Below are 17196 nucleotides of genomic sequence, written 5' to 3' on the forward strand. Positions count from 1 at the left end.
CCTATGCCCTGGGTGGAGGGAGCAGGATCTCGCTATACCGGATGGGCAGTTGTTCGCAGCCCCCGGAAATATAGTGCGGCAGATCGGGTGCAACGGATGGGATCCGCCACAGAACCGTTTCGCAAACGAGGTCACCCGTGGAGATCGAAAGGGAATGCCCGGCACGCTTGTCGGGATGATCAAGATTGGCCCTGGTCACCTCCCCCGACTGCCGGATCAGCTTTTCTTCGTTATCGTCATCGAGGCAGAACAACCAGGTCGTATCGCCGGCATTGCGCTGACGGATGATATCATAGAGATGTTCCTTATACCAGCATTCCTTTCCGGCCTCTTCCCACCTGCCATGCGCGTTGATCTCGGCAAGGCTCACCCGCAGAAAGGCGTCGTCGGGAAGCGATGCGACCCAGGCTTCCCGGGCCGCTTCCTTCATCCGCCATTGAAGAATTATAAATTGGCTGTAATAGCCCCATTGGGTGTAGCCGATGATCAGCAGTAGTAATATGGCTCCCGCTTTCTTCAATTCTTCTCGTTGGGTTTATCCAGTTTCTCCTTCGGCAGCAGCCCTGCCGGCAACGGCGCGGGGAAGCTCTTCAGGGTCGATTCGTATTTCGACCGGGCCGTGACAAGCCGCCCGCTGAGCAGCGAATATACTTCCCGATGCTGATCCGTCGGCCGGAAATCTGAGCCGCCGGAAATACTTTCCTTCGAGATCGTCAGAAACCGTTCGAGCAACTGTGCCGGATTCCGGAAGATATCCTCACGGGCGCCCGTCTGGTGCACATCATGCAGCAGGCTCTCCACCGCATAAAGCTGTTTCTCCCAGGCCGCCAGTTTTGCCTTCTGCTTCTTGTTGTCCATCTTCGCGCCGATGGAATCCGCCTTCCCCCGAAGGATCTCGAGGGTGTCGATCATATGCAACATGCTTTGTATCGACTGGTAGATCTCCGTCCCAAAGGTATATTGTTGCCGGATATCGTCATCGGTGCCGCCCGTATTCGGATCCCGCAACACCTGTACCGGCTGCCGGAACTCCTTCTGCCCCACCTTCAACACGACGGTATATTCGCCGGGTAATACTTTCGTGGTAGGCAGTCCCGGGCCGATGTCCAGGTCATAGATCACCATCGCCCGTTCGCCGGTGGAATCCAGCTTTACCCAATCGGCATCCTCCGGCCGGGTGCGCAACGGCGGCAGCACATAGGGTTGAAGCCCCAGATCCCACCAGACCCGGTTGATTCCGCGGTGGTTCGTTCCTTTTATCTGCTGGACGGTATTACCCGACCCGTCCTGGATCAGCACTTTCACCGTATCCTTTACATCGGTCCGCAGGTAGTAGTTGATATCCGCGCCATAAGGCGGGTTCTGGCCGGTGTTGCCCGACCGTTCGGCATGAATGCTGATCTTCGGCCGGAATCGGTAGGCCTTCCGCAACGGGAAGAGCCAGGCTTCGGACGCCTGCACCTGCGCACTGAATTCCCTGATCGGCGTGATATCATCCAGGATATAAAAGCCCCGGCCATAAGTGCCCAGTACCAGGTCCCTGAAGTTGGGCTGGATGGTGATGCCGTAGACAGGCACGGGAGGCAGGTTATTCTTCAGATGGATCCAGTTGGTCCCGTCGTCGGGGGAGAAATACAACCCGTTATCGGTACCGGCCCACAGCAGTCCCTTCTTACCCGGGTCTTCCTTTATCTGGTGGACAAACGAGGAATTGCTTTTGGGGAAGCTGCGGCTGATCAGTGTCCAGGTCTTGCCAAAGTCCGTCGTCTTATAGATATAGGGATTAAAGTCCCCGATAAACTGGCAGTCGGCGGAGAGATAACAGGTGCCCGCATCAAAATGGGAAGCATCGATGTCCCGGATCGTCGACCACTTCGGCAGGCCGGGAATATTGGCGGTGACATCCTCCCAGTGCTTCCCATCATCGCGGGTGAGATGCACGAGCCCGTCATTGCTGCCCGTCCAGAGCAGCCCGTCCTGAACGGGGGATTCGGCGATGGCATACAGCGTACAGCCGTCAAAGGTGAAGAGGTTATCCGTGCTGACGCCGCCGGAGCTTTGCTGATGGGATTTGTCGTTGGTCGTCAGATCGGGACTGATGACCGTCCAGCTCTGTCCTTCGTTCGTGGTGACATGGACATACTGGCTGCCGATATACACTTTGTTGTGATTGTGCCGGGAGATCGTCATCGGGTAGTTCCAATGCCAGCGGTAGCGCATCTCCGCGGGCGGATAGCCATAGCCGGCTTCGGGCCAGGCGCGGACGTCCCGGATACGCCCGGTGCGCAGATCGGTGCGGTCGAGGCCGCCGTCGTAGCAGCCCGACCAGATGATATTGTTGTCCACCGGATCGGGTTGGGCAAAGCCGCTCTCACAGCCGCCCACCGTCGTCCAGAGCGAGGTGGGGATCCCGCCTTGCAGGCTGTTGCTGGGTCCCCGGTAGCTGCTGCCGTCCTGTTTGTTGCCGTATACAAAATAAGGCACCTGGTTGTCCACCGCCACATGATACATCTGGGCGATGGGGAGATTGACGTTCTGCCAGGACTTCCCGCCGGTGAAGGTCATATTCATGCAACCGTCGTGCGCGACCATCGCCCGGTTGGGATCCTTGGGATCGAACCACATATCATGCGTGTCCCCGCCGGGCCGGTAATCGCCGTTCTCGTTGTTGCCGTTAAAGGATTTGCCTCCGTTCTTCGACTCCATAACGGTGACGCATATCGTGAAGACATCGTTCGGGTCGCCCGTGGACACCCGGACACGGGTATAATAGCTTGCCCGCTGAGCCATCGAGTGACTGGTGAACATCCGCTTCCATGTAACCCCTGCATCTTCGCTGCGGTAAAGCCCCGGGTCCTTGTCTTCGATCAGCGCATAGACGATATTGGGATTGCTATAGGCAACATCCACCGAGGTCTTGCCCACCGGATGATCGGCTCCGCCCGGCAGACCGTTGCTGAGCCGGGCCCAGGTCTTGCCCCCGTCGGTGGATTTGAAGATGCCGCTGCCTGGGCCGCCGCTGTTCAACTGCCAGGTATTAAAAGTGATCTGCCACATCGCGGCGTAGAGGGTATTGGGGTGCTGCGGGTCGATGGAGAGATCGGAGCAGCCGGTAAATTCGTTGACAAAGAAAACACGTTCCCAGGTCTTGCCGCCGTCCGTCGTCTTGTACACTCCGCGCTCCTGTTGCGGGGCATGCGTATTTCCAAGTGCGGCGACATAAACGATATTGGGGTCGTTGGGGTCTACGATGACGCGGCTGATGCGGCCCGTTGCCGCAAGACCCATATTGGTCCAGGTCTTTCCGGCGTTGGTCGACTTGTACACACCGTTACCCATGGCTTCCGCCGGCCGGATCAGAAAGGTCTCGCCGGTGCCCGCCCATACCTGTTTCGGATCGGAGGGCGCAATGGCGAGCGCGCCAACCGAAGAATTATCCGTGCTGTCGAAGATCGGCCGCCACGTGATGCCCGCATCCTCCGTTTTGAAGATGCCGCCCGAAGCAGCGCCGACATAAGCGACGTTCCGGTCGCCGGGAACCCCGGCCACGGCGATCGCACGATTGCCGTCAGGACCGATAAAGCGGAAACGCAGTTGGCGAAAAAGACTGCTGTCCAACTGCTGGGCCGAGGCATCCATCAGGAGGCATCCCAACAACAACCCAAGTAATGCTTTTTTCATAAGCAAGATAATTTTAGGAAAATTACCTTAGGATCGGCATGAAAAATGTCCCGCGTTCAAATCGAAGAAGCATTGGTTAAAATCAGGCCACTCCCTGCCGCCGCCGGCCTCTCTCAAGCCCCGCCACCGCCGCCTCCTCCGCTCAAGCCACCGCCGGCCGACCTCAAGCCGCCGCCGCCGGCTTCTCTCAGGCCACCCGCCGCTGATGCCGCTGATAATACCGCCACCGGATAACCGTCGCAACCACCAGCACCAACCCGCAAACCTCCGAAACCATCTTCTCCGCATCGAGCCAATCGATGGGCCGGTCCTTCAACAGGGGGTCCATGACGATCCCATGGATAACAAACAACAGCGCCGTCCCGTAAGAGATCAGATGAATATTCTTCCAGGCCCGGAAACCCAGCCGGTTCTTGATCACCTTCTGCGTCGTGATGATCACCACCACGAGCGCATAAAAAGCCAATGTCCCCAGGATGGTCCAAAAAGCCTGGTGCGGCGCCGCGACAGGCAACAGGATATCGACGATCCGGTATTTCAGCGTCGCATCGGGCAACAGCAGGATCGGATGTGCCAGCGCCAGCACGAGGGCCACATAGGCCGTCCAGTTATGCACGTCGTCGAGACTGATCTTCTTAATCCATCCCGGCATACGCTTCCACAGCGGACTCCGGCGATAGGCGGTGCTGAGCAGGATACCCAGCAGGAGATTAACCGTCAGTACGCAAGTGGCGATAAGACCCAGGGTCGAGGAAACATCCAGCCAGCTATTCTCCATGGTTATCGTTCTTTTCTTTTACGCTGATGACAGGGATCTGTTTTTCATAGATCATCCGGTTGATCGCCGGCAGCCCCGACTGAACAACCTGTTGCAACCGCGCAAGCTGCCGGTCGGCCTGGGCACGCAGGGACTCGAACACCTCCCGCACCTGTTTGCTGGGCACCGCATTGCCGCCAGAGGCGATCCCGTATACGCCGGACAATTTATCATTGAGGCGGATCGGGAAATTGAGCATATCCTGGCTACTCTTGGACTTCGTCTGATAAAGCGCTTCCTCGATGGACGTCAGCTCCCGGATAAGGCTATCCGACAACTTGCGGACCGGTTTTTCGGTGCTGTCCATTCGTCCGTTCAGCTCCTGCAGCTGCGTCCTGAGATCCCGCAGCCGGAGGATCGCCTTCTGCACGTCATTGTATTTGTTGCGGATCTCCAGCAGGAATCCCACCTGCGCATCATAGTCCGCTTCCGTCATCGGATAGTTGGGATCGCCCTTGATGGTAAAGCCCACATCCGCCGAATCGTGTCCATAACGGAATCGCGCCGTATACTTTCCGGGCGCAGCCTTGGGCGTACCCGCACCGCCGGTCCAGAGCAACATGCCGGGGATCTTTTCCGCCGGCGGGTAGAGCATATCCCATACAAAGCTATTCATTCCCGTACTGCATTCCAGTCTTGCGGTCTCATCCTTCGCTTTCGTACCAAAGGTACGGATCAGCTGATGCTGTTTGTCATAGATCGTGATAGACACCTTCGGCGAATCGGGCGCATCCTTCAGCCAGTAGTAAAAGACAACTCCATTGGGCGGGTTCTGTCCCGCGTTGCGGCTCATCCCTCCCCGGTTGCGTCTTCCCCCGCCGCCTTCCATGCGCCAGGCATCGTCGACGGAAAAGACATGCAACCTCTCCTGTTCGATCTGCGCCGAATGCTGCTGCAAAAGGCTCAGGTCATCGAGGGCCCAGAAAGCACGGCCCTGCGTGGCCAGGATGAGACTGTTGTCCTTGATGGTGAGATCGGTGACGGGAACGACGGGCAGATTCTGCTGGAAGGGCGCCCAGCTGTCGCCGCCGTCAAAGCTGACATACATCCCGTATTCGGTCCCGGCATACAGCAGGCCGGGGCGCCGGTGGTCGGCGCGAACGACGCGCGCAAAATGCATGGGGTCGATCCCCTTCGTCACGAGCTTCCAGGTCTTGCCATAGTCTTCCGTCCGGAAGATATAAGGCGTATAATCATCGAGACGGAAACGGGTGCCCACAACCCACGCCGCTCCTTTTTTGAAGGGGTCGGTCTCGATACAATTCCAGAGCGTCCATTTACCGGCGGCGGGGGGCGTGATATTCTCCCAATGGCCGCCGCCGTCGCGGCTCACATGCACGAGCCCGTCATCGCTGCCCGTATAGAGCAGGTCCTTCTCCAGCGGCGACTCGGTCGCGGTAAAGATCGTACAATAGTATTCAGCCGAAGTATTGTCCTTGGTGATGGGGCCGCCGCTGGGGCCCTGCTTCGACTTGTCGTTCGTCGTCAGGTCGGGGCTGATCGCGGTCCAGCTCTGTCCCTCATTCTCGGTCATGAACAGTTGGTTGCCGGCTGCATAGAGGCGATGGGGATTATGCGGCGAGAAGAAGATCGGATAGTTCCACTGGAACCGGTATCGCAGGGAATCGGCGCCGGAACCCGTGGGGTTATCGGGCCAGACATCGATCGCCCGGCTCTCGCCGGTGCGGTGATTGAGGCGGCCGAGATAACCGTCATAGTTGCCGCCATAAACGATGTCCGGGTTGAGCGGGTCAGCCACGATATATCCGCTTTCAAAACCCGCGGTGGGTTCCCAATCCTTATCGGTGATAGCCGCGCCGGCAGTCCGGCTCTTGATCCGCACACTGGAATTGTCCTGCTGCGCCCCGAGGATATGCCAGGGGAAGGCGTTATCGGTAGAGACGCGATAGATCTGCCCCGTGGGCTGGTTGTCCACCGAGCTCCAGTCCCCTCCGCCGTTATAGCTCACCTGCGCGCCGCCGTCATCGGCAAGGATCAGGCGATGGCCATCCGAAGGGTCGATCCACAGGTCGTGATGATCGCTATGCGGTGAGGACACACGGGTAAAAGTCTTGCCGCCGTCCAGGCTGCGCATGAACTCGACGTTTAGCACATAAACGGTATTCTCATTGGTGGGATCGACATAGACCCGGTTATAATACCAGGCGCGCTGGCGGATCTCGTTCTCGCTGTTGAGCTTCGTCCAGCTGTCACCCCGGTCGGTGCTGACATACAGCCCGCCCTGTGCATTCTCGATCATCGCATAGACCTTGTCGGGGTTGGTCGCGGCGACGGCGACGTTTACCACCCCCCAGACGCCCTTGGGGAGGCCCTTGTGTTTGGATAGTTCGACCCAGGTTTCACCACCGTCGGTGCTTTTGTACAGGCCGCTGCCTTCGCCGCCGCTCTCCATGCTATAAGGCGTGCGTTTCACATGCCACATCCCGGCGTAGAGGACCGATGGGTTCCCCGGCTCCATCACCACATCGGAGCAGCCCGTCTGGTCGTTGACGAAGAGCACCCGGCGCCAGGTCTTTCCGCCGTCGGTGGTCTTATAGACGCCGCGTTCGGTATTGGGACCGAAGAGGTGACCCAGCACGGCAACCCACACGATATCGGGATTTTTGGGATGAACGACGATCCGGGAGATATGCCGGCTGTCTTTCAGTCCGAGATTATGCCAGCTTCTGCCGCCGTTGTCACTGCGCCAGAGGCCGCCGAGGTCCTCGGAAACGTTGTTGCGCAGCGTACTCTCACCCTGGCCGGCATAGACGACAGACTCGTCAGAAGGCGCTACGGCCACGGCGCCCACGCCACCCCCGAAAGAGCCGTCGGAGACGTTCTTCCAGTTGCTGCCGCCATCGGTCGTCTTCCAGAGACCGCCACCGGTGGCGCCGAAATAAAAGGTATGTTTATTGGTCAGGCTGCCCGAAACGGCATCGGCTCGGCCACCGCGAAAAGGGCCGATCAGCCGGTATTTCAACGGGGAATAAAAGGCGGAGTCACTAAGAGCCGGTGCAGCGCCTGCCGGTTTCTTCTGCGCGGAGCAAAGGACAGGCATGCAAAGGACGGGAATGCAGAGGGCGGGCATCAGCAGCGAAAAGGCGATCGATCGAAAGTTCATAAGGCGATATTTAAAGCCATGGCATCTTTATCAAGTTTGGACAGGGCGACACCGCTCGTGCGTGCGGCTGCGCCGGTCTCCTGCATCGAGGTCTGGACCTGAAGGGTAGGCTCCAGGTCAGCCTCTTCGAGAATGCCGAAAAGGGTTGCGTATTCATTCTGCAGCTGGGAGAAGCTGCGGGGGCCGTTTTCCACAGACGCGGCGCCTCCCCTGCCCCGGCGGGCGACACCTTCCAATGCGGCGGCCTTGGCATCCAGTTGCTGAAGGGCCCCCAGTTGGTCCCCCGTAGCGGATGCTTCCGCCGTCGCGATATGCGCCCGGACGCGATGGATCTTCGCCACCGCATTCATCGCGCGTTGCCTGCCGTTATAGGCTTCCTTCGCGAGGCTATGCTGCAGCGCCAGGGCCGCAGGTGGGGTCTTCACCCTCGGATCAATACGCACCGTCAGCTGTTGCGTATAGACCTTACCGTTGGCCGAGAACCTGACCGTATAGGTCCCGGGCATCGCCCAGGGGGACGTTGCCGCGGGCGCCGTATTGCCGTAGACGGCGCTGATCGGGTAAGAAGCCGGCACGTTCAGCGGCTGGTAATGGAGGTCCCAGATAAACCGATGGGGACCCGCCTGCGCAGATAGGATCTGCTGCGGCCGGATCCAGTAGCTCGGAATATTGACATCGGGGACGGTATAAGGGGTATCCGTGCTGGAATAATGCCGCACAAGCTTGCCCGCGGCATCGTAGATGTCCAGCGCCACCGGCGAGGTCGCGTCTGCCTTCAGCTGATAATCGATGATCGCACCGTCAGGGGGATTCTCGCCCGCGGGCTCCTCCTGCGGCAGCGGGGTGTCGCTATTCATATCCCAACGGACACGGATAGCCGGTTCTGGTTTGTACAGCACATCGGCCTTTGCGGCGGTCAGTTGCCGCAGCGGAGCGATGTCATCGAGTATCCAAAAAGAACGGCCATGCGTTCCCACCACGACATCCGCGTCTTTGAACACGAGGTCACGGATGGAGGTGGCGGGCATGTTCAGCCGCAGGGACTGCCAGTGGTCGCCGTCGTCGAAAGAGACATAGACACAGCGTTCGGAACCGGCCATCAGCAGGCCCTTATGATGCGGATCCTCCCGTACGACATTGATAGGTTCGTCGGCCAGGCCGGCCACGATGGCCTTCCAGGTCTTGCCGCCGTCATGGGTCCTGAAGATATGCGGATGCAGATCGTCGATGCGGATGCCGTTGACGGCCGCATACGCGGTGTTGGCATCGAAATATCCCGCGTCGATGAGGCTGATCTTCGTCCAGTCGGGGATACCCGGCGGCGTGACATTGTTCCAGGTCTTTCCGCCATCCCGCGTGAGATGGATAAGTCCATCATCGGTGCCCGCCCAGATCGTCATCCCGTCCACGGGGGAAGGCGCGACGGTATAGATGACACCCCTGCGGGGCATCTTCTTCAGGGCTTCGCTGTTATAGATACCGACACTCGCCGGAACCTCCCAGCTGCTGCGGCTCAGATCGGGGCTGATCACCTGCCAGGAATGACCGCCGTTGTTGGTCTTGAAAAGCACGTTGCCCGCAAAATAAAGCGTATGCGGGTCCGTCGGCGAGAAGAGCACCGGCGCCGTACGCAAAAACCGGTACTTTCCGCTGCGGACCGCTTCCGGTCCGACGTTCTGCACCTGTCCCGTACGTTTGTCATACCGCGTGACCTTGCCGCCATAGATGATGTTCGGGTCCAGCGGGTCGGCCGCGACATAGCCATATTCCTCCACGCCTACAGGATGCCATTCCCGGAACGTCACTTCCCCGTCATTGCCGCGGGAAGCGATGCCGACGGAACCACTTTCCTGCTGACCGCCATAAACATTATACGGGAACGCGTTGTCGGTGCTCACGTGATAGAATTGCGCCGTCGGCTGGTTGTACCACGACGAAAAGGTCTTGCCGCCGTTGACGGTGACGATCGCGCCCTGGTCACAGGCGATGAGCAGGATATCGGGGAGATCGGGGTTGATCCAGAGGCGGTGATAGTCATCCCCACCGGGCGCACCCCGGAAGGCATTCCAGGAACCGCCGCCATCCGTGGATTTCCAGACGACGACATCGGCGGTATAGACAATATCTTTATTCTTCGGGTCGGCCTTGACCTCGGCAAAGTCATCGCCGCGGCCCCAGAATCGCTGATCGGCGTTCATCTTCTTCCAGGATTCGCCGGCATCGTCGCTGCGGTAGATGCCGCCATGCGCGCCCGCCTCAACGGTGGCGTATAACCGCGATGGATCGGAAGGCGCCACGCAGAAGCCGATGCGGCTGAGTCCCTCGGCGGGGGTAGGCAGTCCTTGCGTCAGCTGACGCCAGGTCGTACCGCCGTCGGTGGACTTGAAAAGACCGCTGTTAGGCCCGTTCCACGCGCCGTTCTCCCACGGTCCTTGCCGTCCCGCCCACAGATCGGCGTAGACGACCTGCGGGTTCACCGGGTCGATGGTCACCTGAACGGCGCCGGTATTCTCATCTTTATATAAGACTTTTTCCCAATGCTGCCCGCCGTCCGTGCTGCGGTAAACGCCCCGTTCGGGGTTGGGGCCGTAGGGATGGCCCAACACCGCCACGAAGACCCGGTTGGGATCGTGCGGATCGATGGCCAGTCCACCCATCTGCTGGCCCGCGTCGAGGCCAAGATGCGTCCAGGTCTTGCCCGCATCCGTGGATTTATAGATCCCGTTGCCGACCGAAAGGTCCGGGCGCTGGATGCCTTCGCCGCTGGCGACATAAACGATGTTGGGGTCCGAAGGAGCCACGGCCACATCGCCGATCGAGCCCGTCGGCTGGCTATCGAAGATCGGGTCCCAGGTCCGGCCGAAGTCGGTGGTCTTCCACACGCCGCCGTTGTTGACGCCGATATAGAACACATTGGGTTGCTGCGGCACCCCGCAGCCGCCGACCGTCCGGCCGCCACGATGCGGCCCGATCATCCGCCACCGGAGATTGCCGAATAGCGCCGTGTCCGGAGTTTGGGCTTGAGAAGTTGCAAATAGGCCAAGAAAAAGGAGGTAGGGGAGCCCTTTAGTAAGGAAGAGGGGCCCGTTGATAAGGCAGGTAAGCCGTTCTTTCATGTGCAGGAAGTTTGTAGAAGGTTGGAAAGTAACGACAAATCGCGAAATCCGATTCACTAATTTTAACCTTATCACAATTCTGAACGAAATCTGCATTCCATGATCCACTCATCAGCCCGCTGTATTTCGATCGTCCCCCGTCAATGCCGGCGCGTTTGATCGCTCACTCGCCCCTCAACGCATGTGTGTCTCGATCATTCCGGCGATGTTTCGATGTCCCAGGTGCTGCGCCCACCCAAGAGCGGTACCCTGGTACAGTTTATCTTTCAGCTGCAGATCGGGACCCGCGGAAAGCGCGACCTGCGCCAGCTCTTCATCGTTGCGCTCAGCGGCAAAATGCAGCAGGGTCTTATTCCATTCTCCATAAAGTTGATTCACCGCCGCCGGATCCGTCGCCAGCAGTTGCCGGGCGCGATCCTTCCATTCCAGGTCCCAGGCATCCAGCACCGAACAGGCAGCGCCGCCGGCGATAAGCCATTCGGCGGCCGCAGACTGCCGGCAATGCACAGCCAGCTGCATCATCGTCATCGCATTCGTCATCGGCCGGTTGAGGTCGGCCGGTCCGTACAAAGAACGCAGCCGGTCGAGCGCAGCCGCATCGCCACGCCCGACGGCTTCGGCGAGTTCCACTTCCCGCGGAGCGGGCGGATGCGCCAGCAGCCGGTCGGTGACAAGCCACCAGGTCCACCCCTCGCCCACCGTGACAAAGCCCAGCCGCTCGTAGGCATGCCGGCCGATATCTGTGGAATTCAGAACGGCATAGCGATACTTTTTCTCCCGCGCATAAAGACAGGCGGCAAGGGTCACCGCCTTGCCGATGCCGAGGCCCCGGGCACGGGGTACGACCCCGACATGATAGATGCCCGCGGCGCCATATGGCCCGGTTGAAAGAAAGACGACGCTGTGACCAACGATCTTTCCCTTCCATCGCGCGATGAAACGCATCCACTGACCCGGTATCTCGGCTTTTTGCGGGGAAGGCATGACCACCTGGGCATAGGGCAGTCCCTTGATATGGTCAAGCGAAAGCGTGTTGTCGATCTCGATCTCCAGTCCTTTGGGCGCCGGATGATCGGATAGCACCTGTTGCAAATCGAGTCCCATCCAACGGGGCCGCCAGCCGGGTTGAAAGCCCCGCGCCAGCAGCCTGACCCCCAGGTCGGCGGGCGACGCCGGGTCCAGCGACCAGCAACCCGCCCCCTTTGGCGGATATTGCAGATAGAAGGCGATCAGTTCATCCAGCCGGCGCCCGGCATCATCAGGTTGCAATTCGGGGAACGGCACCATCGAAGGACTGTGCGGCGTTCCGCTCGTCCAGGACAGACCGCCCCTCGAGAGGACGCTGCCGCCAAGCGCCTCGGCTTCCTGCCCGAATAAGGTGGTGTGGTTGAAAGCAGCCGCCTGTTCCAGTTGTCGTGGAGCGGCATCATCTTGCAATAACATGAACTGAAAATAAGGAAAAAAATTCGGATGCCTCCCGGCGGGGACCGCCTAAGGCAAGCACGGCGGACGCCTGTGCTAAACCGCCGTCGCGGCAAAAGCAAAAAGCTCCCGCAACAACTCGGGAGGCAACGACGCAGCAACCGCCTCCACCGCCGGAGTTTCTCCCGTTCCATTGACGGAAGCCCTCCCAGCAACCTCCCCCACCGCCGGAGTTTCTCCCGTTCCATTGACGGGTGCCCTCAGCTGCTGTATACATTTATTGCGAACGGCCAGATACAAAAACGCCTTGATCTTTTTGGCGCTGTCAAAGTCCGTACGCCGGTCCCAGAGCAAAAAAAACGCATCCATCGTCACTTTCCGCGCGATGCCCCGCCGCTGCAACAACATCTGCGCAAAAGAGAACAGCTCTGAATAATATTCAAAAAAGAAAACTTTGAACGCCTCGGGGATACCATGGCGCAGATACAGGATGGGGTAGTCCCGCTCCTCTGCCTGGGTCGTCGTGCTCATGATCCGGTTAGTTTAAGATATGAGTGTCCCAGTAAGGGTTGGAGTTGCCTTCGCCAAAACTGCCCGACCAGGGCAGATAGCATTCGGAATAGTAGTTCTCGATGGCCGCACCTACCGCCTCCGTGAGACCCGTTGATTCTTTTTCGATATCGGCCCAGGTGTCTTTTTTATTATACACCAATGCCAACGGCTCGGAACCGTCTTCGGGGAAACTCACGAGAAAAACGGCAACGGTGTTGACCAGGATGGGCTTGACGAAGACAAGGTTCCAGGATCCCTCGAAGAAATACTCCACTTCAAAACTCTTTTCGAAGGGTAGATGTTCCTGGATCGTTGACGCGTACGCGATATTTTTTAACCTGTTGAGTTTTAGGCGAAAACCTGACATAGTTATAAATTATTTTGTTAGGCCGTTTGTTCGGTCAAGGAGCTTCAGGTCTTGTGCGATGGATCAAATCACGTTGGATAGGCTAAACAGGACATGTAGGACAGGATCCTTAAGGATCGTATAGCGTTAGCAAATTAGTAGCTTTACGTTATCAAAAAGTAGAATTAATTCTACAGGAGGTTGTTTTTTAATAATGAATTTAGCATCATCCCCGGTCTTACGAGTAAACACTTATGCAACCACAGATACTATTGGCAGATGACCACAGCATGATCCGTAAGGGTCTGAAACTTCTTTTGCAGTTGCATCTTGGGTTTACCGAAGTATCCGAGGTCATCAGCTGTAATCAGCTGATGAAAGAACTCGGCAAAAAGAAATATTCCCACCTGGTATTGGACATTATTTTGTCCGATGGGAGCACGCTTGAGATCCTGCCCAATATCCGCAGCTTGTATCCCGAGATGCGCATCATGGTCTTCTCCATGCAACCCGCGGAAGTATACGGCAAGGCCCTTCGCCAGTACGGCATCGAACATTACCTGCCGAAGACCACGCCCGAAGAAGAGACCATCCTGCTGCTCCGCCGCTTCCTGCTGAACGAACAGCCCCCAAGGGAAAATGCCGGCGCACGCTACCCCAACAATCCTTTTTCGGCCCTGGCGCCCCGCGAGCTGGAGATCCTCCACTATGTGCTGAAAGGATTCGGTACAAAAGAGATCGCCGAAACGCTGAATGTAAAAATGAATACGGTCTCCACCGTGAAGAACCGCATCTTCGAGAAAACCCTCACGACGAATCTGAAAGAATTGATAGAATTGGCTACCTTGTATAATGTTAATTACTAAGATAACAGGTTTATCTTTTTGGCTGTCGAGCTTTTGTCTTTTTCTGAACGCACAGCCTAATTATCAGAAAGCCCCCTCCCCGTATACCATTCAGCGATTTTCCACCGACAACGGTCTTCCCTCCAACGGGATAAAAGGATTACAATGGGACCAAAAGACCGGTTTCCTCTGGATTGCCACGGAGGCCGGGATCGCCCGCTACAACGGCGCCGATTTCCGGGTCTTCAACAGGAATAGCTCGCCGGAGATGTATTCCGAACGCATGCTGTTTTTACTTCGGACCCGTGACGGCCGGATCTTCAGCTCCGACGAGACAGGAGATCTTTTCGTCGTCATCGGGAACAAGCTGGAATTCGTCGGCCAGGCAAAAGTCGACACCCGCCCCACCTCCTTCAAGCTGACAGGCCTGGCCGCCTCCAGCCGGATGTTCCGCCAGTCCTCCCGGCAGCCGCCGCCCGACTTCGGGTTCAGCTGGGGCCGCGAGCAGTTGGTGCCGCTGAGCGACGACAGGCTCCTGATGACCCACAACGATACCCTTTATGATTATCTCGCCGGCCGGCCGGCGCCGGCGTTTATCACTACCCTCGAACCCGAATCGCGGATCTTCTACCTCGATCACCAACTCTTCCTCTTCCAGCACGGACAGGGTTTTTACCGGCTGGACCCCGATAGCCCGCAGAAAAAGGCCATCGGCATCGAAGGCTGGGAACACTCCACCGATAAACCCCTTTTATTCTGGGAACACGGTATGCGGCAGCCGTTGCTGGTGGACGGCAGCAAGGTATGGACACTGGGCTATTCGGCCGAAAAATTGCAGGCGCGGCTCATCTGTTCCGTGCTGCCGCGGGATGCGCTTCTCTCTTTTCTCAAATACGATAGCGCCGCGGGAATGCTTTTCGTGGGGACGCAATCCAAAGGGATCATCATTATCCGCAGAAACGAGATAAGAACCGTACGAAAGACGCAGCCTACCCCCGATCAGCCCACCGCCTACTACAGCCAGATAGCCCTTCCCGCGGGCTCTTTTCTTGCCGGCAAGGGGGACGTACTCGGCGGCGGGACCGGCCCTTCGGTGCTGGCCATGCCGGGGAGATTCAACAACTTTGTCTACACCGACCCCGACAGTACTTTTTGGTACAGCGCAAACGACACTGCCTATGGCTTCTCGTACCGCACTCACCGGACAAAGGCGATCTATGCGGGCGCCGGCTCCATTACCAGCGGTTATACCTGGTCGGAAGGTCATCTCTATATCGCCAACGCCATCGGCATCGGCGAACTGAAAGGCGATAATATCGACTACCAATTTCGTTATCCGCAGGCCAATATCAACAGTAACGTCCCATTCTCGATGCTCGGGATCGATAACGGCCATCTCGCGGTTGCGACCTGCAACGGACTGTTTCGCTACGATCTCCTCATGCACCGCCTGGATACCCTCCTGCATATTCCCGGCATCTGCGTACGCGCCCTTTGGCTGTACAAAGGGTATCTTTTCGTGGGGACCTATGGCCGCGGTATCTGGCTCTACCGGAATGATGTCATCCGGCGGATCCCGCTGGATAAGAACGGCTATGGGCAATATGCCCACTGTTTTGTGCCCGACCGGTTGGGCTATTGCTGGATCAGCACCAACCACGGACTGCTAAGGGCCCGGCCCGACGATATGACCGAAGCCTTTGAAAGGGAGAACAAGGAGGTCTATTATCATTATTACGGGCGGGAAGAAGGAATGGATATGACGGAGCTCAACGGCGGCTGTACCCCCTGCGCACTGGCCTTGAACGATACCACCCTCTCTTTTCCCACGATGGACGGACTGGTATGGGTCAATCCCCAGGGCTCCATCCCCACCCTGCCGGATGGTTCCATCTATATCGATTCCTTTGTCGCCGACAGCCAGCGGATCAATATCGCCGGCCTCGTCAAACCGCAACTCCCCGCCAATACCCGCGACCTGAGTTTCAACCTGGCCTTCCCCGCCTGGGCAAACCGGGCGAACCTCGCTATCGAATACAAATTAGAACCCTGGTCCACCGATTGGGAGACCCTCGATCTGACCCGTAGCCCAGATCTGCATTTCAGCAATCTGCCTTATGGCGACTACCGCCTGATGGTCCGAAAAGCCAACGGCTTCGGAAGCCCCCGTTTCGCGCTTGCCGTCAGCAGCTTTTCGATCCAACCGCATTGGTATCAACAACCGTGGAGCTGGGTACTCAATTTCTGTCTGTTCAGCGCCCTGGTCATCGCCCTCGTCCGCTGGCGGACCCGCCGGTTCCAGGTACGCCAGCACAACCTGGAGAAACAGATCGCCCAAAAAACCCATGAATTAAAGGTCAAGAATGACGAACTCGAAAGGACCGATCTCATCAAGACCCGGCTTATCTCCATCATCAGCCACGACCTCGTGACCCCCCTGCGCTTCCTGCATCTCACCGGCAAGAACCTGATCGAAAAAAAGGACGGCCTCACCGAGAGTCTGCTGCAGGAGGCTATCTCCGAGATGGCTTCCACCTCCAAAGAGCTCGAACTGCTCTCGACGAATATCCTCAACTGGATCAAATACCGCAATGAGGACCGCCGGCTGGCGAAGGAAACCTTCGATCTGTATGAAATGGTGACCCAGCTGTGCGGCATTTTCAGTAGCCCCGCACGCCAAAAGCAGATCCGGTTGATCAACTCGGTGGAAGACCCGCTCGTCCTCTATCAGTATATCGAACCGGTGAAGATCGTCTTATACAACCTGATCCTCAACGGCATCAATTTCACCAGCGAGGGCTATATCCGGATCAGCAGCATCCGCAGCCGCGAAGGCCTGGCCCTCCAGATCCAGGACACGGGCGTCGGCATGACCCAGGAACAGATCAATAATATCATGGCCGATCAGATGATCATCTCCTCCGCCAATGTCGACAACCGCAAAGGCAACGGGCTTGGCTACCTGATCATAAAAGATCTGCTCAAGATCCTCCGCGGCAACCTGACCATCCGCAGCGAAAAAGAAAAAGGTACGACGGTGACGGTCTGGTTACCCGCCTAAACGCAGCACGAACCCCGCCCCTAAAAAGAGGAAGCCCACCTTCTGGATGGGCCTCTGGGTTGCGACGGCTGTATGTAATAGATTTATACCAGGGTGTAGATCAGCAGGGCCGCGGCCGCCACGCCGATCAGAAAGCAGATCAGCAGGGCGAGACCACCTCTCATCGAAAGCGAAAGCGGCCGGCGCACTTTGTGCTTATTTGAGTCCTCAACGATCGGTCGCATCATTTCCT

Annotated in this window: 11 protein-coding genes; 2 read left to right on the forward strand and 9 right to left on the reverse strand. The window is 58.0% G+C overall.

Annotation, left to right across the window (positions count from 1 at the left end; genetic code table 11):
* Nucleotide 1: 1 nt before the first annotated feature.
* From VGM48_RS10645 to VGM48_RS10680, 8 genes are all read right to left on the reverse strand, one after another.
* Entirely contained in the window at nt 2–520 is a 519-nt protein-coding gene (locus VGM48_RS10645; protein WP_331578836.1) for a hypothetical protein, read from the reverse strand.
* Nucleotides 517–3681 (reverse strand): WD40/YVTN/BNR-like repeat-containing protein, encoded by a 3165-nt coding sequence (locus VGM48_RS10650; protein WP_331578838.1) that lies wholly within the window; start codon nt 3679–3681, stop codon nt 517–519. The genes VGM48_RS10645 and VGM48_RS10650 overlap by 4 nt, the downstream gene beginning before the upstream one ends.
* 187 nt (nt 3682–3868) lie before the next feature.
* Entirely contained in the window at nt 3869–4459 is a 591-nt protein-coding gene (locus tag VGM48_RS10655) for a ferric reductase-like transmembrane domain-containing protein (protein ID WP_331578840.1), read from the reverse strand.
* Nucleotides 4449–7622, reverse strand: coding sequence for a WD40/YVTN/BNR-like repeat-containing protein (locus VGM48_RS10660; protein WP_331578842.1), 3174 nt, complete (start codon nt 7620–7622; stop codon nt 4449–4451). The genes VGM48_RS10655 and VGM48_RS10660 overlap by 11 nt, the downstream gene beginning before the upstream one ends.
* A complete protein-coding gene (locus VGM48_RS10665) occupies nt 7619–10738 on the reverse strand; it encodes a WD40/YVTN/BNR-like repeat-containing protein (protein ID WP_331578844.1) in 3120 nt (1039 codons plus the stop codon). Before VGM48_RS10665 ends, VGM48_RS10660 begins: the two co-directional genes overlap by 4 nt.
* Before the next feature lie 174 nt (nt 10739–10912).
* Entirely contained in the window at nt 10913–12181 is a 1269-nt protein-coding gene (locus VGM48_RS10670; protein WP_331578845.1) for a GNAT family N-acetyltransferase, read from the reverse strand.
* 75 nt (nt 12182–12256) lie between these two features.
* Complete coding sequence (locus tag VGM48_RS10675; RefSeq protein ID WP_331578846.1) at nt 12257–12691, reverse strand: sigma factor; 435 nt, start codon at nt 12689–12691, stop codon at nt 12257–12259.
* A gap of 7 nt (nt 12692–12698) precedes the next feature.
* A complete protein-coding gene (locus VGM48_RS10680; RefSeq protein WP_331578847.1) occupies nt 12699–13079 on the reverse strand; it encodes a hypothetical protein in 381 nt (126 codons plus the stop codon).
* A gap of 233 nt (nt 13080–13312) precedes the next feature.
* Here VGM48_RS10680 and VGM48_RS10685 point away from each other — a divergent pair, with 233 nt between their 5' ends.
* Together VGM48_RS10685 and VGM48_RS10690 are read left to right on the forward strand one after the other, a co-directional pair.
* Complete coding sequence (locus VGM48_RS10685) at nt 13313–13924, forward strand: response regulator transcription factor (RefSeq protein ID WP_331578849.1); 612 nt, start codon at nt 13313–13315, stop codon at nt 13922–13924.
* The gene (locus VGM48_RS10690) at nt 13911–16964 is read left to right on the forward strand and encodes an ATP-binding protein (RefSeq protein ID WP_331578851.1); all 3054 of its coding nucleotides are present in this window, start codon (nt 13911–13913) and stop codon (nt 16962–16964) included. The genes VGM48_RS10685 and VGM48_RS10690 overlap by 14 nt, the downstream gene beginning before the upstream one ends.
* A gap of 83 nt (nt 16965–17047) precedes the next feature.
* Here the strand turns inward: VGM48_RS10690 and VGM48_RS10695 are convergent, their stop codons facing one another.
* Nucleotides 17048–17191: a hypothetical protein gene (locus tag VGM48_RS10695; RefSeq protein ID WP_331578853.1), complete on the reverse strand. Its 144-nt coding sequence runs from the start codon at nt 17189–17191 to the stop codon at nt 17048–17050.
* Nucleotides 17192–17196: the final 5 nt, after the last annotated feature.

It is taken from the genome of Puia sp. (assembly GCF_036500295.1).
Taxonomy (GTDB): domain Bacteria; phylum Bacteroidota; class Bacteroidia; order Chitinophagales; family Chitinophagaceae; genus Puia.

Bases quoted from the DNA above. Each gene is read 5' to 3' on its own strand.
- VGM48_RS10650 (WP_331578838.1), bottom strand. From the start codon at position 3,681: ATGAAAAAAGCATTACTTGGGTTGTTGTTGGGATGCCTCCTGATGGAT.
- VGM48_RS10655 (WP_331578840.1), bottom strand. From the start codon at position 4,459: ATGGAGAATAGCTGGCTGGATGTTTCCTCGACCCTGGGTCTTATCGCC.
- VGM48_RS10660 (WP_331578842.1), bottom strand. From the start codon at position 7,622: ATGAACTTTCGATCGATCGCCTTTTCGCTGCTGATGCCCGCCCTCTGC.
- VGM48_RS10665 (WP_331578844.1), bottom strand. From the start codon at position 10,738: ATGAAAGAACGGCTTACCTGCCTTATCAACGGGCCCCTCTTCCTTACT.
- VGM48_RS10670 (WP_331578845.1), bottom strand. From the start codon at position 12,181: ATGTTATTGCAAGATGATGCCGCTCCACGACAACTGGAACAGGCGGCT.
- VGM48_RS10675 (WP_331578846.1), bottom strand. From the start codon at position 12,691: ATGAGCACGACGACCCAGGCAGAGGAGCGGGACTACCCCATCCTGTAT.
- VGM48_RS10680 (WP_331578847.1), bottom strand. From the start codon at position 13,079: ATGTCAGGTTTTCGCCTAAAACTCAACAGGTTAAAAAATATCGCGTAC.
- VGM48_RS10685 (WP_331578849.1), top strand. From the start codon at position 13,313: ATGCAACCACAGATACTATTGGCAGATGACCACAGCATGATCCGTAAG.
- VGM48_RS10690 (WP_331578851.1), top strand. From the start codon at position 13,911: ATGTTAATTACTAAGATAACAGGTTTATCTTTTTGGCTGTCGAGCTTT.
- VGM48_RS10695 (WP_331578853.1), bottom strand. From the start codon at position 17,191: ATGATGCGACCGATCGTTGAGGACTCAAATAAGCACAAAGTGCGCCGG.